We start from the raw sequence: 23,988 nt of genomic DNA, 5'->3' as shown, positions 1-23,988 counted from the left end.
GTCGATCCTTCTGGTCGGGGACGCCGGGCGGCCACTGATTGGACTCATGTGGATGTGGCGACTTGAAGAAGTCTTCACATCGTGGGCGCACGGCGTCCCCGTCCGGGAGCGGCTCAGACCTCCAACTGCTCTTCCACGCGCTTGAGTTGGTGCCGGGCCATCGCGAGGTTCGAACGGGCCTTGTCGAGGACGAGGTAGAGGAACAATCCGTTGCCGTTGCGCCCGGTGACCAGGCGGATGAGGTGGTACTGGTGCTCGAGCGTGATCAGGATGTCCTCGATGTTGCTCTTGAGCCCCAGCTGTTCCATGGTGCGGACCTTGGCGCGGATGACGTCGGTGTTCCCGGCCGCCGCGACCGTCGTGTCCAGGTCCTTGCCGCCGCCCAGGGTGCCCAGCGCCATTCCGCTGGTGTAGTCGACCACCGCGGCCGCCATCGCCCCTTCCGTGCCGGCCATCATCTCCTTCAGTGACACTTCCACACTCGCCACGATGCCTCCCTCTGTGCCTGTGGTCGCGGCGGGCCCGTGACCGGGTCCGACCGCCGGATGTCGGGACCGTATGCGGGTGGCGGTGGCAGGGCGCGGGGTCTTCGGGACTGCCCCGCGTTGACTGATCGCCATACCGAAGAGACCGTCCGAGGGGCCACAACTGCCCTTCGGGGGACGGAAGATGACACCGCAACCGGACGTCTGCGCTCCGGCCGGGAAGGTCACTGCGCTGCGCGTCGCGCTACAGGGTGCGGGCCGCCAGGAGGGTCACGTCGTCCTCCGAGTTCCCCGGAGCCAGCCGGTCGAGGACCGTCGTGAGGACGTCCGGGAGGGCGTGCCGGGCCGCGACCGGTGTGGCGGTCAGGGCGGCGAGGCCGGTGTCGATGTCCTGGCCGCGGCGCTCCACGAGCCCGTCGGTGTAGGCGAGCAGCAGGCTGCCCGACGGGAGCGGGCAGTGCCGGGCCGCGTATCCGCCGGAGCCCGTGCCCAGGGGAGGGCCGACGGGGAGGTCCGCGAGCTCGGCGTCGCTGTCCGGCCTCACCAGCAGCGGTGGGACATGGCCGGCGGTGGCGAGGACGGCGCGTTCGGCGGCGGGGTCCAGGAGTGCCAGCACACAGGTGGCCACGCGGTCCAGGTCGAGCGCGTGGGCGGTGCGGTCCGCCTCGGTGAGCAGCCGGTCGGGGGAGAGGCCCTGCAGGGCCAGCGCACGGAGCAGCGAGCGGTACTCGCTCATGGCCGCGGCCGCCCGCACTCCGTGCCCCATGACGTCCCCGACGACGAGGAGGGTGCGTCCGGAGGGCAGGGCGACGGCGTCGAACCAGTCGCCGCCCACCTCGGCGCCCCGCCCGGCGGGCAGATAGCGGCTGGCGATCTCCACGCCCGGTCCCGGTGTGTGCGGGGTGGCCAGGAAGGCGCGCTGCATCTCCAGCGCGGTCTCGTGCTCGTGCGTGTAGCGCAGGGCGTGCCCGATGCCCGTGGCGGCTCGCGCGGTCAGCAGTTCCAGCAGCTCGACCTCGTCCGGCGCGAACTCGGGGGAGTCCGCCCTGCGGCCGACCATGACGGCCCCGACCGGCTCGCCGCCGACCATGAGGGGCAGGTAGGCCACGGAGTGCAGTTGCAGGGCGCGGTAGCGTTCCAGCCGCTGCCGGGTGGGGGCGAGCTGGCGCACGGTGTCGTCGTCGGGGTGGTTGAGCACCATGGGCTGGTGCCGGGTGAGAACCTGGGACATCGACGAACTGGCCTGGTGGAAGATCACCTCGCCGCTCCTGGTCGCGGGGATGAGCGGCACGGGTGTGCCGGGAGCGGCGGCCACCGCCATGCGCCGCAGCCGCACCGGGACCGGGGTGGCCGGAGCCCTGCGCGTGCCCTCGGGGTCGAGCACGTCCACGGCGGCGTAGTCGGCGAAGCGCGGCACCAGCAGATCGGTCAGCGCGCGACAGGCCTCGGCCGCGTCGAGGGTGCCGCCGACCCGGACGGTGGTCTCCTCCAGCAGCTCCAGCCGCTCCTGCGCCCGCGTGAGCGACTCGCGCTGCCGGATGCCCTCGGTGACCTCCATGACGACGGCGGCGACACCGACGATCTCGCCGTCCTCGCCCTCCAGCCGGTGGAAGGCGCCGAGCCACCAGCGCGGCACGTCCACCGTGTCCGCGGGCGCCCGGCCGTCGAACACGAGCGTCTGCGGCCGCCCGGTGCGCATCACCTCACGGGCCACCTCCGCCGAGGGCCCGGAGCCGGGGATCACCTCGGGCATGGGGCGGCCGAGGTGCTCCTCGACGGACAGCCCGTTGAACCTGGCCAGGGTGTCGTTGAGGTACAGATAGCGCAGGTCCGCGTCGAGGACCGCGACGGCCGCCGGTGTCCCGTCGAGAAAGCGGCGGGCCGTCCACAGCTCGTCCAGCACCTGCCCGGTCCCCGCCGCCCGGGCCGCCTCCGACAGCTCCCGCAGTGTCCCCGAGGAGAGGAAGGGAGCGGAACGCGCGGACAGACGGGGGTGGGTCATCTGGTGTGATTCCTCGGAGGCCGGAGTCCGTTTCGCCATACTTATGGCGTATTGGACCATATGTGAGGCGTCGAGGCTATGAGCTGCGTCTCATCCGCTGCTGACCAGCTTCTCGAAGAAGAACTCGTGCTTGAGGAACGACGTCTCGTGCTCCGCCCCGGGATACGGCGGGATCAACTGCGCGGCCTGGAAGAGCCGCCAGCCGTCCTCCAGGGCCGCGAGACCGCTCTCGTACGGCGGCTCGTCGCTGTCCCCGGTCGTGGGGCGGGTGGTGCCCGTCCCGTCGTAGCGGGCCCAGCCGACGACGCGGGAGTCGAGCGCGGAGGTGTCCAGGTACAGGACGAGAACCTGCTGGCGCACGGTGGTGGACATGCTCACGCCTGGCTCCTTCGTGCCGCGGGCCGGTTGGTGATGCGGGTGGCCCAGTACTCGATGTCGAACGCGGGATCGCCGGACAGGGCACGCCACAGCCGGACCCGGTTCAGGATCTCCAGCCGGCCGGTGGCCTGCTCGTACCAGGGGAAACCGCGTTCCAGTTCCTGCCGGACGGCGGGAGTGTCCAGGTCCGCGGTGTCCCACAGCCGCACCTGGGGCACGGTCGGGTTGAAGCGGATCTTGTACATGTGGCGGACGGTGTCGCTGTCGTTGCGCCGCCCGCCGTGCCAGATCCCGTGGTGCAGCAGGGCGACCGTGCCGGCCGGGCAGGTCAGCCGGGTCTGCCCGCGCAGGTTCTGGTAGCGGCCGGTGTCGCTCTCGTTGGTGCGGCGCAGATGGCTGCCGGGCACGATGAGCGTGCCGCCCATCGACGCCGTGACCTCCTGCGGGTAGTACATGAGCTGGACGTCGAACGCGTCGGTCCGCAGATCGATGAGGGCGTCGGCGTGCAGCGGCTGGGCGCTGCCCTCATGCGGTACACGCGTGTGCACGAAGTGGTGGTCGACGGTCGGGTCCGGGCCCACCAGACTCTCGAGCGCCCCCGCGACGGCGGGCAGTTCGACGAGCCGGCGGGCGAAGGAACCCTCGGGGAACGCCTTCGGCACCGGAGTCCCGTACGGCACGGAGGGCAGCCCGGCGGCGAAGACCCCGAGCGCCTCCTCGTTCATCTCCCGCGGCACGACGCCGTCCAGGAGCAGGAAGCCGTGGGCCACGAACCGCGCCGTCTGGACGGAGTTCAGCAGCTGTCGTGTGGTTGACATACGGCAACCGTAGGAACAACCGTCCTCGTCGTCGTGGGTCGTAATCGGCGAGCACTGGTAATTTTCCACCATGACACGCCATGTCGACCTGGCCCTCGACCTGCCGCCCCACGTGGAGAACGCGGGCGTCGGCGTGCACGGCTCCGCGGGCCCGCACGACGTGTTCCGGCTCCCGCGCCTGTGGCAGCTCCATCTCTACGGCTACTCGGGCGCCCTGGAGCTCGGCGGCTCCCGGCACCCGATCCGCCCCGGGCACGTGAGCCTCGTCCCGCCCGACACCGAGGTGCACTTCCACTACGACGCCACGCGCTGCGAGCACCTGTACGCCCACTTCCGGCTCCCGGGCGACGGCGAGCGGCGCCGGGTCCCGGTGATGCAGGACGCCGGTACGGAGGCGGCGGCGCTGACCGCGCTGCTGCGGCAGACGGTCGCGGCGAGCACGCAGTCCCCGGCCCGGGCCTCCGCCGAACTGTGGACGGTGCTGTGGCGCACGACCGGACTGACCGGCGCCGGCGAGGACCGGGCCCGGCACCCCGCGCTGCGGGCGGCGATCGCCCACATCGAGGAGCACCTGGCCGGCCCCCTGACCGTCCCCGGCATCGCCCGTGCCGCCGGGGTCTCGCACACCCATCTGACCCGGCTGTTCCGCGAGGACACCGGGCACACGGTGGTCGCCCACGTCCGGCGCCGCCGCATGGAACGGGCCCGGCACCTGCTCATCGCCTCCACCCTGGCCATCCCGGCGATCGCGGCGACCGTCGGCATCCCCGACCTCCAGGCCTTCAACAAGGCCTGCCGCAAGGAGCTCGGGGCCTCACCGCGCGCCGTACGGGAGCGGCACGGGTAGCGCGGGCGCGCCGGCAGAGGGCTCGGCGGCAGGGCGGATCGGGCTCAGGCGGGCGCCGGCACCGTACGCCGGGCGCCCCCGCGCCGGCTCCGATACCGGCCGGCCGCCGCGCAGCCGAAGTAGAGGACGAACGAGATCGTCGTGACGTACGGGCTGATCGGGATGCTGCTGCCCAGGGCCAGCAGGATGCCGCCCTCGATCGACGCCATCGCGAAGGCCACGCTGAGCAGCGGCAGCAGGACCGGTGAGGCGGTGACGCGGGCGGCGGCCGCGGCCGGGGTGATCAGCAGGGAGAGCACCAGCAGGGCGCCCACGACCTGTACGGACAGCGCGACCGCGAGGCCGAGCACGATCATGAAGGCGAAGGAGAGCCCCCGCACCGGGACCCCGCGGGCCTCGGCGACGTCGGGATCGGCGCTGGCGAACGCGAGCGGGCGCCACATCACCGCGAGGGCGATCAGGACCACCGCGGAGGTGGCCAGCAGCCAGGTCGTCTGCGGGGTGTCCACGGCGACGATCTGCCCGGTGAGCAGGCCGAACTTGTTCGCCGCCCGCCCCTTGTAGAGGGCGAGGAAGAGCACCCCGAGGCCCAGTCCGAACGGCATCAGGATGCCGATCACCGAGTTGCGGTCCCGCGCGCGTGTCCCGAGCACACCGATCGCGCCGGCCGCGAGCAGCGAACCGGTGATCGAGCCCGCCACGACGTTCATGCCCAGGAGCAGCGCTCCGGAGGCGCCCGCGAAGGACAGCTCGCTGATGCCGTGCACCGCGAACGGCAGATCGCGCATGGCGACGAAGACCCCGGCGAGGCCGCCGACCAGACCGAGGGCCGCTCCCGCGATGAGCGAGTTGCGGACCAGGACCAGGAGTTCGCCGTAGTTCTCGAAGTCGAACATCTGGTGCCAGACGCTCATGGGCGGACCTCCTCGGGCACGTGGTGCGCGTGCTCGTCGTGGGCGCCGACCACCACGACCCGGCCGTGCACCCGCACGACGTCGACCCGGGTGCCGTACAGCCGGGACAGGGAATCGGAGGTGAGCACCTCGTCGGGGGCGCCGACGCGATGACCGCCCGGCGCCAGGTAGAGCACCCGGTCCACCAGGTCGAGCACCGGGTTGATCTCGTGGGTCACGAAGACCACCGCCGTGCCGCGGGAGCGGCGGCGGGCGTCCACCAGCTCGGTGACCGCGCGCTGGTGGTGCAGGTCCAGGGAGAGCAGCGGCTCGTCGCACAGCAGGATGCGCGGGTCGGTCGCGAGCGCCTGCCCTATGCGGACGCGTTGCCGCTCGCCGCCGGAGAGCAGGCCGAGTGGCACGTCGGCGTACGCCGAGGCGCCCACGGAGGCGAGGACCTCGTCGACGCGTCTGCGTACGGCGGCCGTTCGCAGACGTGGTCCGAAGCGGTGGCCGTCGATGCCGAACCGCACGAGGTCACGGGCGCGGAGCATCGACTGCGCGGACAGCGTCGCCTGCTGGGGGACGTACCCGATGTGCCGGGCGGCCTCCCGGGGAGAGCGGCCGAGGACCGTCAACTCCCCGGCGGACAGCGGCTGCCGGCCGAGCAGGGCCCGCACGAAGCTGGTCTTGCCGGCTCCGTTCGGGCCCAGCACGGCGAGGAACTCACCCGGCCGCACGTCGAGTTCGAGGTCGCGCCAGACCGTGCGCGGGCCGTAGGAGAGAGCGGCCCCGCGCAGGCTGATGACCGCGCTCACTTGGCCAGGGCGTTCGCGAGCGCGTCGACGTTGCCGGTCATCCAGGAGAGGTAGTCCTTGCCGCTGGGCAGGGTCTCCGTCACCGGGACCACGGGGATGCCCGCCGCTTTGGCCGCCTGCTCGGACTTCTCGGTCTGCGGGCCGGAGGTCTGCTCGTTGTAGACCAGCGCCTCGACCTGCTTGCCGGTGAACAGGGCGAGCGCCTCCTGGAGGACCTTGGGGGAGACGTCGGTGCCCTCCTCGATGGCCTCGCTGAACTCCGCGGGCGTCTTGTCGACCAGGCCGCTCGCGGCGGTCATGTACAGCGGCACGGGTTCGGTGATGGCGATCGCCGCACCGCCGTGCTCCTTCTTGATCTGCGCCTCCTTGGCCTCCAGCGGCTTCAGGTCCGCCTTGAAGGCCTCGGCGTTCCTGGTGTAGGCGGCGGCGTTCGCCGGGTCGGCCTTGCCGAGGGCGGCGGCCATGCGGTCGGCGATCCTCGCGACGGTGGGGAAGTCGTACCAGACGTGCTCGTTGAGCTCGCCCCCCTTGGGGGCGCTCTTGCCGGAGACCTTCACCGCGTTGATCACCTCGGCGGAGGAGTTGCCGGCGCTCTTGAGCATGCGGTCCACGAAGTCGTCGTAGCCGCCGCCGTTCTCGACGACGACCTTCGCCTTCGACAGGGCCAGCTGGTTCTGGGTGCTGGCCTCGTAGGAGTGCGGGTCCTGGTCGGGGTCGCTGATGACCGAGGTGACGGAGACCTTGTCGCCGCCTATGCGCGAGACGATGTCGCCGTAGACGTTCGTGGACGCGACGACGGCGACCTTGGACGATCCGGCCGGGGCCGCGGCGGCGCTCCCGTCGTTCCCGGAGTCCGAGGAGCTGCCGCAGCCGGCCAACAGGGCGACGGAGGCGCCGACGAGCAGCGCCAGACGGCGGGACGGGGACGTGGACATGGATCCTCCAAGCGCGGTTCTGATGGCCCCGTCACGCTAGATGGAAATGATTGTCGTAAACAGCCCCGACGGCCGCTATGTGAAAACCGTTGCCAACAATTGACTTCTTCCTGGTCCGGGCCTGTGTCGAACGCGCGAGCGCGCCTCCTTCAGCGAGCCGGTCATTCCTTCCCGGTGAGCAGCCGTCGCGGGTTGGCGATGCGGAAGGCGTAGGCCGCGGCTCCGCCGAGCCCGTGGCCGGGGTGCTGCGGCGGCTCCGCGTACGGCCGGTCCGAGCCCTGGACCACGGCCTCCACCCCCAGGGCGCGCACGACGGCCTCGACCGCACGCGGCCCGTACGAGGACGTCTCGACGAAGACCGACGGGTCCGGCCGGGTCCCACCGCCCCCACGTGCGGCGAACCGCTCCCCGTGCAGCGGTGCGAGCCCTGCCAGCAGTGCGAAACAGACCCGCAGCCGCGGGTGACGCGGGCGGCCGTAGGCGCGGAAGGCGAACCAGGCGGCGTGCATCTGCTGGACGTAGGGGACCATCGCGGGCCACCAGCCGGGCCCGCCGGAGCCACCGGCAGCGGGCCCCGGGTGCACGAACAGCGGAAGATCGCGCTCCTCGAGCAGATCGAGCAGCGGTGCGCACCGGTGGTAACCGGCGGCGTCCGAGAGGGCGTCGGCGGGCAGCTGGAGGCCGACGAACCCCCGGTCGAGGCAGTCGGCCGTCGCCCTGGCGTCGATGTCCCGCACACAGGCGGCGGCCCACGCCCCGAACGGCTCGGGCAACCCGGCCGCGCCCTCGTGATAGGCGTCGAGCAGCGGCCTCGCCTCGGCCCCGGGCAGCCACTCCACACCGATCGGCGCCGACAGGGAGACCAGCGCGAGACCGAGACCGTCCTCGGCGGCCAGTTCCGCACGCAGCGCCACGTCGTGGTCGGCCGGTGGGAGGTCGAAGGGCGGCTCACCGTCCAGATGCAGCGTCCAGCCGTCCAGGTACGGTGGCTCGCGGCGCGTCCTCAGGGCCGTCACCAGCGAGGGGCTCCACAGATGCTGGTGCACGTCGACATTGGTCATGACGCTCCTCCCACCCAGGCGCGCAATGTGCTCCGGACATCGCGGGACCCCATGATCTCGTGGTGGACCACCCCCGCGTCCAGCCCATCGGACCCCGCGGACCTCACCGGGCCGTGGACGCCGACCCGATCTCGACCACGCGGGCCCACGCCGGCGGCAATCTGGGGACGTACTCGGGATTGTTCTCGCGGCGTGCCCGGCTCATGCCCGGCCGGGAGAACAGCCCGACGACCGTGCGGCACGGGGGCCGCGTGCTCGGCCAGGGGGTCTGCCCGTCGGTCAGGGCCACGACGACGTCCGGACGGGGGCGCGAGCGCAGCGCCTTCTCGAAGCCCGCGCGCAGGTCCGTACCCCCGCCACCGACCAGCGGGATGCCCTCGGCCCGGCACAGCGGACGCACCACCCCGGCCGCGGCATCGCACGACAGCACGTGCACCAGATCGCGGCGGCCGCCCACGGCACGGGAGATCGCGGCCACCTCCAGCAGCGCGCTGCCCAGTTCCTCGTCGCTGACCGAGCCGGAGGTGTCGATGATCACGCAGACCCGGGGCGGCCGGCGCCGCAGACTCGGCAGCACCGCGCCGGGCACCCCGGCCGAGCGCCGCGACGGACGGCCGTAGCTGTAGTCGTCGCCCGCACCGGCACCGCTGACCGCCGCACGAAGCGCCGCGCCCAGCAGTTCCCGCCACGGCTGCGGCGGATGGAACGCCTCCTCGGCCCACCGCCGCCAGCCCCGCGGGGTGTCCCCCGGACGCGCCCTGATGCCCTGCGCCACCCGGAAGCGGACCGCGTCCCGCTCCTGCTCGCTCAGCCCGTCCGCCCCCTCGGGGCCCAGGTCCCACGCGCGCTCCAGACCGTCGGCACCGCTGCCGCAGTCCAGCCAGGACAGGTCGAGGGTGAGCGGCCCGAGGCTGATCCCGCTGAGGTACTCCTCCATCAGCTGTCCCTCCGGCAGCCGCAACCGCCCCGGCCGGACGGCGCCCCGGGGCCGCACCAGCCCGTCGCCGTACACGTCGTCGTTGATCTCGCAGTCCGCGGCGATGTTCATCCGCAGCCGGTCTCCGACGCCGGTCAGTCCGCGTTCCCGGGCGACCCGGTCGCCGCGCCCGTGGTGGTCGCGCAGCAGATGCGACACCTCGTGCACCCACACGCCCGCGAGTTCCTCGACCGGCGTCCGGTCCACGAACGCGGGTGAGACGTAGCACCGCCAGTGCCGGTCGACGGCCATCGTCGGCACCTCCGGCGACTCGACGGTGTGCAGGGCGAACAGGGCGGTGGCGAGGTAGGGGCGGACCCGGGCGGCGTGGAGACGGGCGGCGAAGAGCTTGTCGCGGTCGAGCCCGCCCCCTTCGCCGGAGGTGTGCGGGTCTTCGGCGATGCCCGCGCTCACGTTTTCGCGGATGCCGGCGCTCACCTCCCCGGGGGCGTTCGTGCTCATCGGCGGGCCTCGGAGGCGACCGCCGCCCGGTCCGCCCGCCGGGACAGCGCCACCGTCCCGGCGAGCCTCTCGACCGTCGCCGGCACGTCCCAGTCCTGCTGCCGCAGCGAGGCGAGCGTCGTGGCGGGCACGACCACCAGGTCGGGTGCCCCGGTCTCCAGCGCCCGGGCCAGGACCGCCCAGGCGGAGTCCCAGCGGGCCCGGTCCGGACGCGCGCGTACGGCGGCCACCACCGCGTCGAGCACGGCCTGGCGCAGGTCTCCCCGCTCGGGCAGAACGGCCCCTTCCGGATCGGCGAGCACGTCCTCCGGGTCCGGGAGGTCCAGCCGGTCCAGGCCGGCCAGCAGCTCCAGACCCGGCCCGTCGCCCACCGTGCCCCGCACCAGCAGGGAGAGCACATCACGGTCGGAGCCGGCCGCGGTGGCGAAGGCGATCAGGGACAGGGTCATGTCCCAGCTCCGCGGCGACGGCCAGGGACCGCCCCGCCGGGTCTCGTCGCTGGGCAGCCGGTGCACGAGCGTGGGCCGCGCAGCGAGCAGTCCGCAGACCGCGCGGCGGGCGAAGTTCACGGCCTCCGGCAGCTTGCCCGGGTCGAGGCGCGGCAGGGTGGCCCGCGGCCAGGTCCCGCCGAGTCCGCGTACGACGACCTCGTGGTCGTGGGTCCACTGGAGATGGACGAACCGGTTGGCCAGGGGCGGGCTCAGTTCCCAGCCGTCGGCCGCCGAGGACCGGGGGTTGGCGGCGGCCACGATCCGCACCCCGGGCGGCAGCCGGAGCGCGCCGATCCTGCGCTCCAGGACGAGCCTGAGCAGTGCGGCCTGGACGGCGGGCGGCGCGGTGGACAACTCGTCCAGGAACAGCAGGCCCCGGCCGGCCCGCACCAGCCGTACCGCCCAGTCCGGTGGGGCCATCGGGACGCCCTGGGTCGCGGGATCGTCCCCGATCACGGGCAGCCCGGAGAAGTCTGACGGCTCGTGGACGCTGGCGATCACCGTGGTCAGCGGGAGGTCCAGGGCCGTGGCGAGCTGGGTGAGGGCAGCGGTCTTCCCGATGCCCGGCTCACCCCACAGCAGCACGGGCAGGTCGGCGGCCACGGCCAGGGTGAGGGCCTCCAGCCGGGAGTCGGGGCGCGGTTCGGTGGTGGAGTCGCGCAGGAGGGTCAACAGGTCGGCGGCGATGTCCAGTTGGGAGGTGGGAGCAGGGGTGGGCATGGGCATGGGCATGGGTGATCACCTGTGGGTCGGAAGTGGTCGGAAGTGGGCCGGGAGGAGGGGCGCTTGCCCCGGTGGAGGACTCAGTTCGTTCGACGCGGACGGGTGCGCCGCTTGCGGGAGCCGCGAGCGTCCGGACGCGGCGGGAACGCGGCGGGACCGGGGCCGGTCAGGCCCGCCCTGAACAGGCCGTAGGTGACGCGCCGTTGCGCGGCCGCCTCCAGTTCGTCGCGGAGCGGGCCGGGGCGCAGCATCGCCTCGGACCCGAGCAGTGCTTCCACGACGGCCAGTGCTCCGGCGGTGTCGCCGTGCACGAGGCGTTCGCGGACGCCCTCCAGGCAGTGCGGACGGCGGTGTGCCTCGTCGATCGCCCGGAGGCAGGGGAGCGGGGTGCCGGTCAGCGCGACCAGCAGTTCCTCCCGCCGGATTTCGTCCGGGTCGTGGTCCAGCGCGGCCAGCACGCCGTCGACCAGGCCGATCCGGTGGCGGGCTCCCCGGCACTCCACGAGGCCCGGTCCTCCGGGCGGGTCGGGGGTGCGGGGCGGTCCGGTGGCCGCGCTGTCCGGCGCCAGCGCGGTGGCGACCAGGGGGTGCAGCCGGTCCGCCTCGATCACGCCCGCGCGCAGCAGCCGGAGGTCGGGCGGGGCCCAGGTCGCCGCGTCGGGCAGGACGGGAAGCACGGAGACCACGTCGGGTGGCGGCGTCGGCACGGGACGCATCCTGTCGCCGTCCCCGCTGAGCTCCAGCACCAGCCGGTGCCGCCCGCCGAACCGCACGAGCACGCGGTCGCCGGATCGCCCCGGCGCGCGGTCGTCGGACCGCCTCGGCCCGCGCTCGCCGGATCGCCCCGGCACGTGGTCGTCGGACCGCCTCGGCCCGCGCTCGCCGGACCGCCACCCCGGCCCGCGCTCGCCGGATCGCCCCGGCGCGTGGTCGTCGGACCGCCCCGGCACGTGGTCGTCGGACCGCCCCGGCACGTGGTCGTCGGACCGCCCCGGCGCGCGGTCGTCGGACCGCCTCGGCCCACGCTCGCCGGATCGCCCCGGCGCGTGGTCGTCGGACCGCCTCGGCCCGCGCTCGCCGACCCGCTCCTCGGCCGCGAGCAGTATCCGCGCCTCGGCCGCCCAGCGGTCGGTGGCGCAGCCGTGCGGTACCAGCGACTGCGGTCCCGTCGGCGGGGGTCGGCCGGATCCCGCCCGCTCCGGCAACTCCTTGGCCCTGCCCGCGTCCCACAGGTGCCGGTGCAGATCCAGGCGGAACCGTCGATTCGGGCGCGGATGCGGATGTGGATGCGGCCGTCGTACGGCGTCGGCTCCGGACCGGGACCACAGCGCGAGGCTGATCCGTTGTCCGGCGTCCGCCCAGGCGGGTGCGGTTCGGGCCACGAGGTGCACCGGGCCCTCGACGGTTTCGTAGCGCGCCAGTGTCAGGGTCAGCCCGGGCCGCAGCAGCCCGTCCGGAGCCACCCTCGGCAGATGCCAGCGCAACAGGTCGGGAGCGAGGGCGCGGAGATCGGACCGGACCCGGCGGGCGAGTTCGCGGCCGTGATCGCGCGCCACGGAACGGAGGTCGAGATCGACGTCGAAGTTCGCGGCGGCACACGCCCCCGCCCAGTCCCCGGCGAGACGCCGGGCGGTCGCGGTCTCGATCATGGAGGCCGGCACGGCGAACTCGCGCACGCGCGGCCAGAAGGACGTACGGATGTCCTCGTTCGCGGTCGAAGTGAGCATCAGCACTCACCTTGCGCGGACGGGACCCCCCATCGTTCAGGAGTGTGAGTCGTCATCGTGGAGCAGCGTAGGCCGCCCCCCGCCCCGACTGCCACGCGTTTTCCGGCGGGTTAGCCTGGGGCGTGATCGGATTCCCGCTCGGCGCCGCCACCACGCTGGCCGAACTCGCCAGTGATCCGCACCCGCGGCTGGCCCGACTGCGCGCCCACGAACCCGTGTCCTGGCTGCCCGAACTGAACGGCTGGCTGGTGACCCGGCGCGATCTCGCGCTCGACGTGATGCGGGACGCCGGGACCTTCACCGTCGACGACCCCCGCTTCTCCACCGCCCAGGTCGTCGGCCCGAGCATGCTCTCCCTGGACGGCGACGCACACACCCGGCACCGTGAGCCGTTCGCCGCCGCCTTCCGCCCGCGTGAAGTGCGGGACGGCTTCGCCGAGTTCATCGAGCGGGAGACCGACCGTCTGGTCACCGCACTGGAACCGGCGGGCGCCGCCGAACTGCGCCGCGCCTTCGCCGGCCCCCTCGCGGTCGCCGTCGTCACCGAGGCGCTCGGACTGGTGGGCGCCGGGTCGGACACGGTGCTCTCCTGGTACGACGCCATCGTGCGGACGGTCTCGGAGATCACGGCGGGCCGTACGGCGGACACCGCGGGCCACGACGCCTACGCCGAACTCCGGACGGCGGTCGAGGCCACGGTCGCCAAGGGTGCCGAGTCCTCGCTCCTGACCGCCGCCGCCGGCCGGCTGGCGCTGCCGGAAGTGGCCTCCAACGCGGCGGTGCTGATGTTCGGCGGCATCGAGACCACCGAGGCGATGATCACCAACGCCCTCCTGCACCTCCTGCGCCACCCCGACCAACTCGCCCTCGTGCGGGCCGACTCCGCACTGCTGGGAGGTGCGGTCGAGGAGTCGCTGCGCCTCGAACCCGGCGCGGCCGTGGTGGACCGCTACGCCACCCGTGACCTCACCCTCGGCCCGGCCGCGATCCAGCGGGGCGACCTCGTGACCGTCTCCCTGGCGGGCGCCAACCGGGACCCGGCCGTCTTCCCCGACCCCGACCGCTTCGACGTCCGCCGGGCCAACGCCCGCCTCCAACTGGCCTTCGCGCACGGCCCCCACTACTGCCTCGCCGCGCACCTGGCCCGGCTGGAGGCCCGTATCGCCCTGCGGCACCTGCTCGACCGGCTCCCCGCCCTCCGCCTCGACCCGGACCACCCGGCCGCCCCGCACGGCCTGGTGTTCCGCAAGCCACCGACACTCCACGTGCTCTGGGGCTGATCCCCGCTCGTGGTCCGGGACCGAGGCTCAGCCGGCCTGCTTCACCTCCAGGGACAGGTCGTTGTCGACCGTGTAGTACGGCCGCACGACGATCTTCCCGGCCGTGGCGCCCGGGTAGACGAAGACGTGCTTGCGGTCCGCCACGTCGTCCAGGAGACGGGCGAGCCGGATCATCGGGGCGCCGGCAGCGGGCCGTACGAACAGGTCCCAGATGCCGGTGTCCAGGGACTCGTCGTCGACCGTGAACGAGAAGCTCCGGCCGTCCTCCCCGACCAGCGGCTTCAGCGCGCGTACGGTCCCCTCGGCCCGTCGCAGCCGCAGCCGCACCTCGGCATCGCCCGGCAGCGAGGCACCGTGCAGCCGGGCCGTGACGCTCAGCGCGGAGCCGGTGACGTCGACGCGGCCGACCTCCGCGTGCGCGGGCCGCAGCCAGGTCCGCATCGCGAGGTAGCCGTCCTTGGTGACATAGGGGACCCGCACGGCCAGCGGCCCCCGGCGCTCCCCCCACTGCCCGTCGACCAGGGCCCGCAGGTCACGCGGCCCCGGACGCAGACGCGTGCGCTCGGACCCGTCCAGCAGATACACGTCCCATCGGCCTTCCGCGAGCACGGGATCGGAGTTCAGCACGGCCCGCGCGCGCCCCTCGTCGACGGGTTCCAGGCCGAGGACGTGCAAGGTCTCCTCGGGCTGCCCCTTCTTGGGCCGCAGCCGCAGCAGCAGACCGTGCCCGTGGGCGGTCGGCAGCTCGAAGGTGATCCGGCCCTGCGAGTCGATCGCGCATCCCGCGCGTGGCGTGGTCATGACCGCCCCTTCCGTACCAGGCGCAGCGCGCCGCTCGCCGCGATCAGCGCGGTGTCCCTGGCGGCGGAGCCGCGGGCGGTCAGTGTTCCGCCCTGCCGCTCCCGCACGACCGGCCGTCCCGCTCTCCTCGCCGAGACGGCCTCCGTGATGAGCCGCTCGGCCTGTTCGACCACGGGCCCGGGAGCGAACCGCCGCGCGTTCTCCAGCGCCGCGCGGCCCATCCGGCGCCGCGCCTCGTCGTCCCCGACCAGCTCAAGGAGCGCCGCGGCCATGGCGTCCCGGTCCCCGACGGGCACCAGCCGGCCGTCCACCCCGTCCGCGATGATCTCGGCGGGGCCGTGCGGACAGTCGGTGCTGACCACGGGCAGCCCGCAGCGCATCGCCTCCACGATCGTCATGCCGAAGGGCTCGAAGTCGGAGGCGGCCACCCCGATCGAGCCCTTGACCCACTCGGCCTCCATCGGGGCCGCGGGACCCATCAGGAAGACGTTGTTCCACAGGCCGAGGTCGGTGATGAGCCGCCGCAGCCGGTCGTGCTCCTCGCCCTTGCCGTAGATGCGCAGCTGCCAGTCCGGGTGCGCGGCGGCGACCGCGGCGAAGGCCTCGACGAGAAGGTCGTACCGCTTCACCGGGACCAGCCGGCCGGCCGCGACGACCACCTTGGCGGAGCCGTCCGCGGCCGGCAGCACGGGGTCCGGCACGCTGTTGGGGAGGGCCTCGACCCGCACGCCGGGCAGCCGCATCCGGCGCCGGTAGGCCGCCGCGTCCGCCTCGGTGACCGTGGTGAGCACGTCGAGCCCGCGGTAGGCGCGGCGCAGCGCGGTGCGCAGGCGCGGCGAGTGGTTGTCCAGGGTGAGGTGCTCCTGTCCGATCCGGGCCACCTGGGGCGGCGCCTGGCTCGCGAGGTGCACGTTGAGTCCGGGCCTGGTCCCGATCACCGCGTCCGCGTCCATGGCGGCGAGGGCCTCGGCGATGCGCCGGTCGGTCAACTCGCTGTACTGCCCGTACCGGTACTCGGAGCGTGGGAACACCCGCGCCGGTCTCAGATGTAAGGGGTGCTCCTTCTCCTGTCTGAGATCGACCAGCGGCCGCAGTGAAACCCGGGGATCCAGCACGAAGTTGGGCAGTTCCCGATGGCGCAGCACGGACACGATCTCCACCTCGTGCCGTGCGGCCAGGGCCTGGGCCAGGTTGAACGTCGTGGTGATCGTGCCTCCGATCCCGTAGGCGTTGTGGAGCAGGAAAGAGATCTTCATGTCGGGCTAGACCACCCGGCATTGCCTCCGGTTGACCTTCGTTACCCTTTCGTGGTGTCCTCGCCGCCTGGACGTCATGCCGTGTACTGGTATGCGGGATAAGTGAGATAGCCCTTGTCGCCGCCCTGGAAGTACGTGGCCTCGTCGGCGGGGGCGATCGGCAGTCCGGTGCGCAGTCGCTCGACCAGGTCCGGGTTGGCGATGAACGCGCGGCCGAAACTGATGAGATCGGCGCCGAGCCCCAGCCAGTGGTCGGCCTCGGCGCGGCCGGTCTGCTTGGCGCCCAACGGCAGTACCGGGTTCATGACGAGCACGCCCGGCCAGGCCCGACGCAGGGCGACGAGGGTCTCCTCCGGGGCCGTGGCCTCCAGATGGACGTAGGCCAGTCCGAGCCCGGACAGCTCGGTCAGCAGCGCGGTGTACAGCTCGGGGACGTCCGACTCCTCGACTCCCCAGAAGGTGCCGCCCGGTGAGAGACGGATCCCGGTCCGCTCCGCGCCCACGGCGTCCACGGTCGCGGCGGCCGCCTCGACGGCGAACCGGATCCGTCCGGTCACCGAGCCGCCGTAGCGGTCCGTGCGCAGGTTGGCGTTGGAGGAGAGGAACTGCGAGATCAAGTAGCCGTTGGCGCCGTGCAGTTCCACCCCGTCGAACCCGGCGTCGACCGCACGGCGGGCGGCCTCGGCGTACGACGCGGCATGCTCGGGCACTTCCTCCGTGCGCAGTGCCCGCGGAACCGGCGGGGCCTGCGGACCCGTGGGGGTGAACACCTCGCCGGTGGCCGGGACGGCCGAGGGGCCGACGGGCCGCAGTCCGGTGGTGTCCGGGTGCGAGACCCGGCCGCCGTGCATGATCTGGGCGAAGAGCCGGCCCCCGTTGGCGTGCACGGCTTCGGTCACGGACCGCCACGAGGCCACCTGTTCGTCGGTGTACAGCCCCGGAGTGCCCGGGTTGGACTGTCCGACCAGGCTCGGCTGCACCCCCTCGGTGACGATCAGGCCGGCGGTGGCCCGCTGGGCGTAGTAGCGCGCCATCGACGGCGTCGCCAGGCCGCCCTCGGCGGCCCGCACCCGGCTCATCGGGGCCATGACCACCCGGTTGGGCAGCCGCAGTCCGCCGAGCCGGAAACCGGTGAAAAGCGTCGTCACGTCATGTCTCCTCAGTCAATTGACGTACCCGTGTCCCGGGCACACGGTTACGCTAAAACCTGACGTCGACGTGAGGGTCAAGCCCGGAACGGAGCACCACATGCGCATCGGGGAGCTGGCGGCACGGGCCGGGGTGAGCGTGCGGGCCCTGCGCTACTACGAGGAGCAGGGCCTGCTCCACAGCACACGCAGCGGGAGCGGGCAGCGGCACTACACGGAGCCGGCGGTGGAGCGCGTGGTGTTCCTCCAGCGGATGTACGCGGCCGGACTGTCCAGCCGTACCATCGCCGAACTCCTGCCGTGCGTCGAGTCGCCCAGCGAGGAGACGTCCGACGCCGCACTCGTGCGGATGGCCGAGGAACGCGACCGCCTCTCCGCGCACATCGCCGAACTGATCCGCACCCGGGACGCCCTCGACGGGCTGATGGCCAACAACCGGGCCCACCGCGAGACCCTGCGGACGGCGTGACAGGCTGAGATCACCGGAACCGGTCGGACCAAGGAGCCGCACGTGACGTACGACATCGCCGCCCTCCGCTCCCACTTCCCGGCCCTGGCCGCCGGCACCGCCCACTTCGACGGCCCCGGCGGCACCCAGACCCCCGAGCCCGTCATCCGGGCCATCGCCGACGCCCTGGCACAGCCCCTGTCGAACCGGGGCCGGATCACCCTGGGAGAGCGCAACGCCGAGCGGATCGTCACCGGGGCCCGCCGGGCCATGGCCGACCTGCTGGGGGCGGACCCGGCGGGCATCGTCTTCGGCCGCAGCGCCACCCAGCTCACCTACGACTTCGCACGCACCCTCGCCAGGACCTGGTCGCCCGGCGACGAGGTGGTCGTCACCCGTCTCGACCACGACGCCAACATCCGCCCCTGGGTCCAGTCGGGCGCCACCGTGCGCTGGGCCGAATTCGACCCGGGAACGGGCGAGTTGACGGTCGACGCGATCCGGTCCGTGCTGTCCGGGTGCACCCGGCTCGTCGCCGTCACGGCCGCCTCCAACCTGATCGGCACCCGCCCCGACATCCCCGCGATCGCCGAGGCGGCCCACGAGGTGGGCGCACTCGTGTACGTGGACGGCGTCCACCATGCCGCCCACTCCCTCGTGGACCTGGAGGAGCTCGGCGCGGACTTCTTCGTCTGCTCCCCGTACAAGTTCCTCGGCCCGCACCACGGAGTCCTCGCCGCCCGACCGGAGTTGCTGGAGACCCTGCGCCCGGACAAGCTCCTGCCCTCCACGGATACCGTCCCCGAACGCTTCGAACTGGGCACCCTGCCCTACGAGTTCCTCGCCGGGACGGCGGCGGCGGTCGACTTCCTCGCCGAGCGGCTGGACCCGGACGCCACCGGGGGCAGGAGGGAGCGGCTGACCGCGGGGTTCGCCGCCCTCGAAGCCCACGAACGCCTCCTGCGCACCCGGATCGACGAGGGGCTGGCCGCGCTCGACGGCGTCACCGTCCACTCCAGGGCCGCCGACCGCACCCCGACCGTCCTGCTGACCTTCGAGACCCACGACACGGCCGACGCGTACGGCTTCCTCGCCGAGCGGGGCGTCCAGGCCCCGGCCGGCTCCTTCTACGCGATCGAGGCCTCCCGCCACCTCGGCCTCGGCGACACCGGCGGGCTGCGCGTCGGCCTCGCCCCCTACAACGACGCCGAGGACGTCGACCGGCTGCTGACGGGCCTGACAGACTTCCTGAAGAGGTGAAGGGAGAAGAGCTCATGGCCACATTTCCCACCGCTCGAGACGTACGGACCACCCCGGAGGGCCTGCTGTGGGAGCCCAGCGAGCGCTGGGTCCGCGGCCGCAAGGGAGACGTCACGGTCGTCGACAGCCGGCACCCCGTCCTGGTCTGGGAGCCGGACGTGCCCGTACCGCTGTACGCCTTCCCGCGCGCCGACGTCCGAGAGGACCTGCTCCGGCCCGCGAAGAACCCGGCGACCGGCACTCACACCGGCTCGCAGCTCTTCTACGACCTCGAGGTCGACGGCGAGCTCGTGGAGAACGCGGCCTGGACGTTCCCCTCGGCCGACCTCGCCGACCACATCGCCTTCGCGTGGTTCCGGCGCTGGGGCACCGGCCTCGACCACTGGTACGAGGAGGAGGAAGAGATCTTCATCCACCCCCGTGACCCGCACAAACGCGTCGACGCCATGCCCAGCAGCCGCCATGTCCGCATCGAGATCGACGGGACGACCGTCGCCGAGACCCGCCGCCCCGTGCTGCTCTTCGAGACGAGTCTGCCCACGCGGTACTACATCCCGCGCGAGGACGTCCGCCTCGACCTCCTGGAAGCCACCGACCACCACACCGGCTGCCCCTACAAGGGCACCGCCGAGTACTGGTCGGTGGGCGACCACCGGAACATCGTCTGGAGCTACCCGGACCCGCTCCCCGCCGTGGGTGCCGTCAAGGGGCTGCTCGCCTTCTACAACGAGGCCGTCGACATCACCGTGGACGGGGAGCGCCTGGAGCGGCCGGTGACCCCCTTCACCGGCACGGTCAAGTGATCACGGCTGCCCGCCCCGCTCCAGAGGGATCCGCTCACCCGCCTCGACCGCGACCGGCAGCCGGTTCTCGGCGGGCGGGAGCGGGCAGGTCGCCAGGTCGGTGTAGGCGCAGGGCAGGTTCGCCGCGCGGTTGAAGTCGATCGCGACCCGGCCGTCCGCGTCGGGCGCCGCGATCTGGAGGGAGCGGTTCGCCGCGTACGTCGTGAGGCCGGAGGTCTTGTCGGTGAACAGGACCATCAGCGCGCCGGGACCCCGCCCGTTGAACGCGGTCAGCCGATGCCGTGCGCCCTCCAGCTCGAACTCGACCTGGCCGGGGGAGTCGTAGACGTGCTCCAGGCCCTCCACGGCGGCCCCCACGGTCACCGGGCGCGGCTCCTCGTACGGCAGGAAACGGCCCTCGACCAGCCAGCGCGGGTCCGGCGCGTAGGCGGGCGTGTACGTGAACGCCGTACGCAAGGGGCTGTCCGGGTGGCGGGGGCGCAGGATGTCGTTGCCGCCGCGCTTGGCGATCTCCAGGCGTGCCGCGCCCCAGTCGGCGTACACGCTGCCCCGCTCGGCGATCACCCCGAAGCTGTGACGGCCCCGCACCGTGTGTCCGTCGACGGTCAGCTCCTGGCCCTCGTCCAGCTCGACCACCACGCCCTCCGCCGTCGCCGACCAGCTGCCCGGGGCGTCCTCGAAGCGGCTCGGCTCCGGGTTCAGCCAGTGCAGGCCGGTGATCGCGAGGAAACCGTGCGGTCCGGACAGCACGGCCTCCTTCTGCCGGTGCCAGTCCTCCCACTCCTGAACGAAGCCCATGTCCACTCCTTGGTACGGCGGTGCCCTGTCCTCGGCGACAACCGCCGTACCTGCGCGAATCATCCCCAAACCGTCCGCGACACGTGACCTGACTCTCATGGCCACCGGCGGTCTTTGCCGAGACCATGGGGGCGTCACCGGCAGGCCGAAGGGAACGGGAATGCTCCGCAAGGTACTGGTCGCCAACCGTGGTGAGATCGCGATCCGCGCGTTTCGCGCAGGTTATGAGGTGGGCGCGAGGACGGTCGCCGTCTTCCCCCACGAGGACCGCAACTCACTGCACCGACTCAAAGCCGACGAGGCCTACGAGATCGGCGAACCGGGCCATCCCGTGCGGGCCTATCTCTCCGTCGACGAGATCATCCGCGCCGCCCGCCTGGCGGGCGCCGACGCCGTCTACCCCGGCTACGGCTTCCTCTCGGAGAACCCCGAGCTCGCGCGGGCCTGCGAGGAGGCGGGCATCACCTTCGTCGGACCCAGCGCCGACATCCTCGAACTGACCGGCAACAAGGCCCGCGCGGTCGCCGCCGCCCGCGCCGCAGGAGTACCGGTGCTCGGTTCCTCGGCGCCCTCCAGCGACGTGGACGAGCTGGTCGCGGCCGCCGACGAGATCGGCTTCCCGGTGTTCGTGAAGGCCGTCGCCGGCGGTGGCGGACGCGGTATGCGCCGGGTCGAGGACCCCGCCCAGCTGCGCGAGTCCATCGAGGCGGCCGCACGCGAGGCCGCCTCGGCCTTCGGCGACTCGACCGTCTTCCTGGAGAAGGCCGTCGTCGAGCCCCGCCACATCGAGGTGCAGATCCTCGCCGACGGCCAGGGCAACGTCATCCACCTCTACGAGCGCGACTGCTCGGTGCAGCGCCGCCACCAGAAGGTCATCGAGCTCGCCCCAGCGCCCAACCTCGACCCCGGCCTGCGCGACCGGATCTGCGCCGACGCCGTCCGCTTCGCCCGCGAGATCGGCTACCGCAACGCGGGCACCGTGGAGTTCCTCCTCGACCGCGAGGGCAACCACGTCTTCATCGAGATGAACCCGCGCATCCAGGTCGAGCACACGGTCACCGAGGAGGTCACCGACGTCGACCTCGTCCAGGCGCAGCTCAGGATCGCCGCCGGCGCCACCCTCGCCGACCTCGGCCTCTCCCAGGAGACGGTGCGGCTGCACGGCGCCGCCCTCCAGTGCCGCATCACCACCGAGGACCCCGCCAACGGTTTCCGCCCCGACACCGGCCGCATCAGCGCCTACCGCTCGCCCGGCGGCTCCGGCATCCGCCTCGACGGCGGCACCACCCACGCCGGTACGGAGATCAGCGCCCACTTCGACTCGATGCTGGTCAAGCTCTCCTGCCGGGGCCGGGACTTCACCACCGCGGTCAACCGGGCCCGGCGGGCCGTCGCCGAGTTCCGCATCCGCGGTGTGGCCACCAACATCCCCTTCCTCCAAGCGGTGCTCGACGACCCGGACTTCCAGGCGGGCAACGTCACCACGTCGTTCATCGAGCAGCGCCCGCACCTGCTGACGGCTCGTCAGTCCGCCGACCGCGGCACGAAGTTGCTGACCTACCTGGCCGACGTGACGGTCAACAAGCCGCACGGCGAGCGGCCCGACCTGATCGACCCGGTCTCCAAGCTGCCCAGGACGCCGGACATCGAGCCGCCCGCGGGCTCCAAGCAGCTGCTCACCGAGCTCGGCCCCGAGGGCTTCGCCCGCCGGCTGCGCGAGTCGCCGACCATCGGCGTCACCGACACCACGTTCCGCGACGCCCATCAGTCGCTGCTCGCCACCCGCGTGCGCACCAAGGACATGCTCGCCGTCGCCCCTGCGGTCGCCCGCACCCTGCCCGAGCTGCTCTCCCTGGAGTGCTGGGGCGGCGCCACCTACGACGTCGCCCTGCGCTTCCTCGCCGAGGACCCCTGGGAGCGGCTCGCCGCCCTGCGCGAGGCCGTCCCCAACATCTGCCTCCAGATGCTGCTGCGCGGCCGCAACACCGTCGGCTACACCCCGTACCCGACCGAGGTGACGGACGCCTTCGTGCAGGAGGCCGCCCAGACCGGCATCGACATCTTCCGCATCTTCGACGCCCTCAACGACGTCAGCCAGATGCGCCCCGCGATCGAGGCCGTACGGGCCACGGGCACGTCGATCGCCGAGGTCGCCCTCTGCTACACCTCGGACCTGTCCGACCCGAACGAGCGCCTCTACACCCTCGACTACTACCTGCGCCTCGCCGAGCAGATCGTCGACGCGGGCGCCCACGTCCTGGCCGTCAAGGACATGGCGGGCCTGCTGCGGGCCCCCGCCGCCGCCAAGCTCGTCTCGGCCCTGCGCCGCGAGTTCGACCTGCCGGTGCACATCCACACCCACGACACCGCGGGCGGCCAGCTCGCCACCTACCTGGCCGCGATCCAGGCGGGCGCCGACGCCGTGGACGGGGCCGTCGCCTCCATGGCCGGGACGACCTCGCAGCCCTCCCTCTCCGCGATCGTCGCCGCCACCGACCACTCCGACCGGCCGACGGGCCTCGACCTCAGGGCCGTCGGCGACCTGGAGCCGTACTGGGAGAGCGTCCGCCGCGTCTACGCCCCGTTCGAGGCCGGCCTCGCCTCCCCTACCGGGCGCGTCTACGACCACGAGATCCCCGGCGGCCAGCTCTCCAACCTGCGCACCCAGGCCGTCGCCCTCGGCCTCGGCGACCGCTTCGAGGACATCGAGGCGATGTACGCGGCCGCCGACCGGATCCTGGGCCACCTGGTGAAGGTCACCCCGTCCTCCAAGGTGGTCGGCGATCTCGCCCTGCACCTGGTGGGCGCCGGGGTGACGCCCAAGGAGTTCGAGGAGACCCCGGACCGCTTCGACATCCCCGACTCCGTGATCGGCTTCCTGCGCGGCGAGCTCGGCACCCCGCCCGGCGGCTGGCCCGAGCCCTTCCGCACCAAGGCGTTGCAGGGCCGCGCCGACGCCAAGCCCGTCCAGGAGCTGAACACGCAGGACCGCGAGGGCCTGGATAAGGACCGCCGCTCGACCCTCAACCGGCTCCTGTTCCCCGCCCCGACCCGCGAGTTCGAGACCCACCGCCAGTCCTACGGCGACACCAGCCTCCTGGACAGCAAGGACTTCTTCTACGGTCTGCGCCCGGGCAAGGAGTACGCCGTCGACCTGGAACCCGGCGTCCGGCTCCTCATCGCCCTGGAGGCGATCGGCGAGGCCGACGAGCGGGGCATGCGCACGGTGATGTCGACGCTCAACGGCCAGCTGCGGCCCATCCAGATCCGCGATGTCGCCGTCTCCTCCGACATCCCGACCACCGAGAAGGCCGACCGGTCCAGGCCCGGACATGTGGCCGCCCCGTTCGCCGGAGTGGTCACCCTCGCGGTGAGCGAGGGCGACGAGGTCGAGGCGGGCGCGACCGTGGCCACCATCGAGGCGATGAAGATGGAGGCCTCGATCACCGCCGCGACGTCCGGCCGGGTCTCCCGCCTCGCCATCAACAAGATCCAGCAGGTGGAGGGCGGTGACCTGCTGGTCGAGATCGGCTGAGCCGCCGGCGTTCGACCGGAACGGTGACACCCGCTTCCATACA

The 23,988-nt window shown here is 72.8% G+C and carries 21 protein-coding genes; 6 read left to right on the top strand and 15 right to left on the bottom strand.

What is annotated here, in order from left to right; genetic code table 11:
- Positions 1-113: 113 nt before the first annotated feature.
- From IOD14_RS27820 to IOD14_RS27805, 4 genes are all read right to left on the bottom strand, one after another.
- Positions 114-488, bottom strand: a complete 375-nt coding sequence (locus IOD14_RS27820) for a hypothetical protein (RefSeq protein ID WP_174269059.1) — start codon at positions 486-488, stop codon at positions 114-116.
- Positions 489-729: 241 nt separating this feature from the next.
- The gene (locus IOD14_RS27815) at positions 730-2,487 is read right to left on the bottom strand and encodes a SpoIIE family protein phosphatase (RefSeq protein ID WP_212671853.1); all 1,758 of its coding nucleotides are present in this window, start codon (positions 2,485-2,487) and stop codon (positions 730-732) included.
- Between the two features lie 90 nt (positions 2,488-2,577).
- Positions 2,578-2,859: a hypothetical protein gene (locus IOD14_RS27810; RefSeq protein WP_174269281.1), complete on the bottom strand. Its 282-nt coding sequence runs from the start codon at positions 2,857-2,859 to the stop codon at positions 2,578-2,580.
- A 2-nt stretch (positions 2,860-2,861) separates the two neighbouring features.
- On the bottom strand, positions 2,862-3,683 hold the full coding sequence (locus IOD14_RS27805; RefSeq protein ID WP_212671852.1) for a phytanoyl-CoA dioxygenase family protein: 822 nt from the start codon (positions 3,681-3,683) through the stop codon (positions 2,862-2,864).
- A gap of 70 nt (positions 3,684-3,753) precedes the next feature.
- On the opposite strand from IOD14_RS27805, the gene IOD14_RS27800 reads away from it, so the two are divergent.
- The gene (locus IOD14_RS27800) at positions 3,754-4,530 is read left to right on the top strand and encodes an AraC family transcriptional regulator (protein ID WP_123987549.1); all 777 of its coding nucleotides are present in this window, start codon (positions 3,754-3,756) and stop codon (positions 4,528-4,530) included.
- A gap of 44 nt (positions 4,531-4,574) precedes the next feature.
- Here the strand turns inward: IOD14_RS27800 and IOD14_RS27795 are convergent, their stop codons facing one another.
- The 7 genes from IOD14_RS27795 to IOD14_RS44540 form a co-directional block, all read right to left on the bottom strand.
- The gene (locus IOD14_RS27795; RefSeq protein WP_212671851.1) at positions 4,575-5,444 is read right to left on the bottom strand and encodes a metal ABC transporter permease; all 870 of its coding nucleotides are present in this window, start codon (positions 5,442-5,444) and stop codon (positions 4,575-4,577) included.
- A complete protein-coding gene (locus IOD14_RS27790) occupies positions 5,441-6,241 on the bottom strand; it encodes an ATP-binding cassette domain-containing protein (RefSeq protein WP_212671850.1) in 801 nt (266 codons plus the stop codon). The genes IOD14_RS27795 and IOD14_RS27790 overlap by 4 nt, the downstream gene beginning before the upstream one ends.
- Positions 6,238-7,176, bottom strand: coding sequence for a zinc ABC transporter substrate-binding protein (locus IOD14_RS27785; RefSeq protein ID WP_212671849.1), 939 nt, complete (start codon positions 7,174-7,176; stop codon positions 6,238-6,240). Before IOD14_RS27785 ends, IOD14_RS27790 begins: the two co-directional genes overlap by 4 nt.
- Before the next feature lie 161 nt (positions 7,177-7,337).
- Entirely contained in the window at positions 7,338-8,237 is a 900-nt protein-coding gene (locus IOD14_RS27780; protein ID WP_212671848.1) for an amidohydrolase family protein, read from the bottom strand.
- A 103-nt stretch (positions 8,238-8,340) separates the two neighbouring features.
- A complete protein-coding gene (locus IOD14_RS27775) occupies positions 8,341-9,675 on the bottom strand; it encodes a VWA-like domain-containing protein (RefSeq protein WP_249126087.1) in 1,335 nt (444 codons plus the stop codon).
- Positions 9,672-10,898 (bottom strand): MoxR family ATPase, encoded by a 1,227-nt coding sequence (locus IOD14_RS27770; RefSeq protein ID WP_123987544.1) that lies wholly within the window; start codon positions 10,896-10,898, stop codon positions 9,672-9,674. The genes IOD14_RS27775 and IOD14_RS27770 overlap by 4 nt, the downstream gene beginning before the upstream one ends.
- Positions 10,899-10,969: 71 nt before the next feature.
- Positions 10,970-12,616, bottom strand: a complete 1,647-nt coding sequence (locus IOD14_RS44540; RefSeq protein ID WP_249126086.1) for a hypothetical protein — start codon at positions 12,614-12,616, stop codon at positions 10,970-10,972.
- Between the two features lie 122 nt (positions 12,617-12,738).
- On the opposite strand from IOD14_RS44540, the gene IOD14_RS27755 reads away from it, so the two are divergent.
- On the top strand, positions 12,739-13,896 hold the full coding sequence (locus IOD14_RS27755) for a cytochrome P450 (RefSeq protein ID WP_123987542.1): 1,158 nt from the start codon (positions 12,739-12,741) through the stop codon (positions 13,894-13,896).
- Positions 13,897-13,923: 27 nt separating this feature from the next.
- On the opposite strand, the gene IOD14_RS27750 is transcribed toward IOD14_RS27755, so the two are convergent.
- From IOD14_RS27750 to IOD14_RS27740, 3 genes are all read right to left on the bottom strand, one after another.
- A complete protein-coding gene (locus IOD14_RS27750) occupies positions 13,924-14,697 on the bottom strand; it encodes a hypothetical protein (protein ID WP_212671847.1) in 774 nt (257 codons plus the stop codon).
- Positions 14,694-15,953 (bottom strand): glycosyltransferase family 4 protein, encoded by a 1,260-nt coding sequence (locus IOD14_RS27745; protein WP_123987540.1) that lies wholly within the window; start codon positions 15,951-15,953, stop codon positions 14,694-14,696. Before IOD14_RS27745 ends, IOD14_RS27750 begins: the two co-directional genes overlap by 4 nt.
- A gap of 74 nt (positions 15,954-16,027) precedes the next feature.
- Positions 16,028-17,101, bottom strand: a complete 1,074-nt coding sequence (locus IOD14_RS27740) for an alkene reductase (RefSeq protein ID WP_212671846.1) — start codon at positions 17,099-17,101, stop codon at positions 16,028-16,030.
- Positions 17,102-17,201: 100 nt separating this feature from the next.
- Between IOD14_RS27740 and IOD14_RS27735 the strand changes: the two genes are divergently transcribed.
- The 3 genes from IOD14_RS27735 to IOD14_RS27725 are packed head-to-tail and all read left to right on the top strand — an operon-like array spanning position 17,202 to position 19,612.
- On the top strand, positions 17,202-17,570 hold the full coding sequence (locus tag IOD14_RS27735) for a MerR family transcriptional regulator (RefSeq protein WP_123987538.1): 369 nt from the start codon (positions 17,202-17,204) through the stop codon (positions 17,568-17,570).
- Positions 17,571-17,612: 42 nt separating this feature from the next.
- Positions 17,613-18,809: a cysteine desulfurase-like protein gene (locus tag IOD14_RS27730; RefSeq protein ID WP_212671845.1), complete on the top strand. Its 1,197-nt coding sequence runs from the start codon at positions 17,613-17,615 to the stop codon at positions 18,807-18,809.
- Positions 18,810-18,823: 14 nt separating this feature from the next.
- The gene (locus tag IOD14_RS27725) at positions 18,824-19,612 is read left to right on the top strand and encodes a DUF427 domain-containing protein (protein ID WP_212671844.1); all 789 of its coding nucleotides are present in this window, start codon (positions 18,824-18,826) and stop codon (positions 19,610-19,612) included.
- On the opposite strand, the gene IOD14_RS27720 is transcribed toward IOD14_RS27725, so the two are convergent.
- On the bottom strand, positions 19,613-20,410 hold the full coding sequence (locus tag IOD14_RS27720; protein ID WP_212671843.1) for a DUF1684 domain-containing protein: 798 nt from the start codon (positions 20,408-20,410) through the stop codon (positions 19,613-19,615).
- A gap of 160 nt (positions 20,411-20,570) precedes the next feature.
- On the opposite strand from IOD14_RS27720, the gene IOD14_RS27715 reads away from it, so the two are divergent.
- Positions 20,571-23,945 carry a pyruvate carboxylase gene (locus IOD14_RS27715; protein ID WP_212671842.1) on the top strand — a complete coding sequence of 1,125 codons (3,375 nt, stop codon included), beginning with the start codon at positions 20,571-20,573 and terminating at the stop codon, positions 23,943-23,945.
- Positions 23,946-23,988: the final 43 nt, after the last annotated feature.

It is taken from the genome of Streptomyces sp. A2-16, from assembly GCF_018128905.1.
Taxonomy (GTDB): Bacteria; Actinomycetota; Actinomycetes; order Streptomycetales; family Streptomycetaceae; genus Streptomyces.
This window is presented reverse-complemented; position numbering and strand designations above follow the sequence as displayed.

Coding starts and splice junctions, on each gene's coding strand:
- IOD14_RS27770 (WP_123987544.1), bottom strand. CDS start 10,898: ATGCCCATGCCCATGCCCACCCCTGCTCCCACCTCCCAACTGGACATC.
- IOD14_RS27810 (WP_174269281.1), bottom strand. CDS start 2,859: ATGTCCACCACCGTGCGCCAGCAGGTTCTCGTCCTGTACCTGGACACC.
- IOD14_RS27715 (WP_212671842.1), top strand. CDS start 20,571: ATGCTCCGCAAGGTACTGGTCGCCAACCGTGGTGAGATCGCGATCCGC.
- IOD14_RS27750 (WP_212671847.1), bottom strand. CDS start 14,697: ATGACCACGCCACGCGCGGGATGCGCGATCGACTCGCAGGGCCGGATC.
- IOD14_RS27720 (WP_212671843.1), bottom strand. CDS start 20,410: ATGGGCTTCGTTCAGGAGTGGGAGGACTGGCACCGGCAGAAGGAGGCC.
- IOD14_RS27725 (WP_212671844.1), top strand. CDS start 18,824: ATGGCCACATTTCCCACCGCTCGAGACGTACGGACCACCCCGGAGGGC.
- IOD14_RS27745 (WP_123987540.1), bottom strand. CDS start 15,953: ATGAAGATCTCTTTCCTGCTCCACAACGCCTACGGGATCGGAGGCACG.
- IOD14_RS27735 (WP_123987538.1), top strand. CDS start 17,202: ATGCGCATCGGGGAGCTGGCGGCACGGGCCGGGGTGAGCGTGCGGGCC.
- IOD14_RS27805 (WP_212671852.1), bottom strand. CDS start 3,683: ATGTCAACCACACGACAGCTGCTGAACTCCGTCCAGACGGCGCGGTTC.
- IOD14_RS44540 (WP_249126086.1), bottom strand. CDS start 12,616: ATGCTCACTTCGACCGCGAACGAGGACATCCGTACGTCCTTCTGGCCG.
- IOD14_RS27800 (WP_123987549.1), top strand. CDS start 3,754: ATGACACGCCATGTCGACCTGGCCCTCGACCTGCCGCCCCACGTGGAG.
- IOD14_RS27775 (WP_249126087.1), bottom strand. CDS start 9,675: ATGAGCACGAACGCCCCCGGGGAGGTGAGCGCCGGCATCCGCGAAAAC.
- IOD14_RS27815 (WP_212671853.1), bottom strand. CDS start 2,487: ATGACCCACCCCCGTCTGTCCGCGCGTTCCGCTCCCTTCCTCTCCTCG.
- IOD14_RS27780 (WP_212671848.1), bottom strand. CDS start 8,237: ATGACCAATGTCGACGTGCACCAGCATCTGTGGAGCCCCTCGCTGGTG.
- IOD14_RS27795 (WP_212671851.1), bottom strand. CDS start 5,444: ATGAGCGTCTGGCACCAGATGTTCGACTTCGAGAACTACGGCGAACTC.
- IOD14_RS27785 (WP_212671849.1), bottom strand. CDS start 7,176: ATGTCCACGTCCCCGTCCCGCCGTCTGGCGCTGCTCGTCGGCGCCTCC.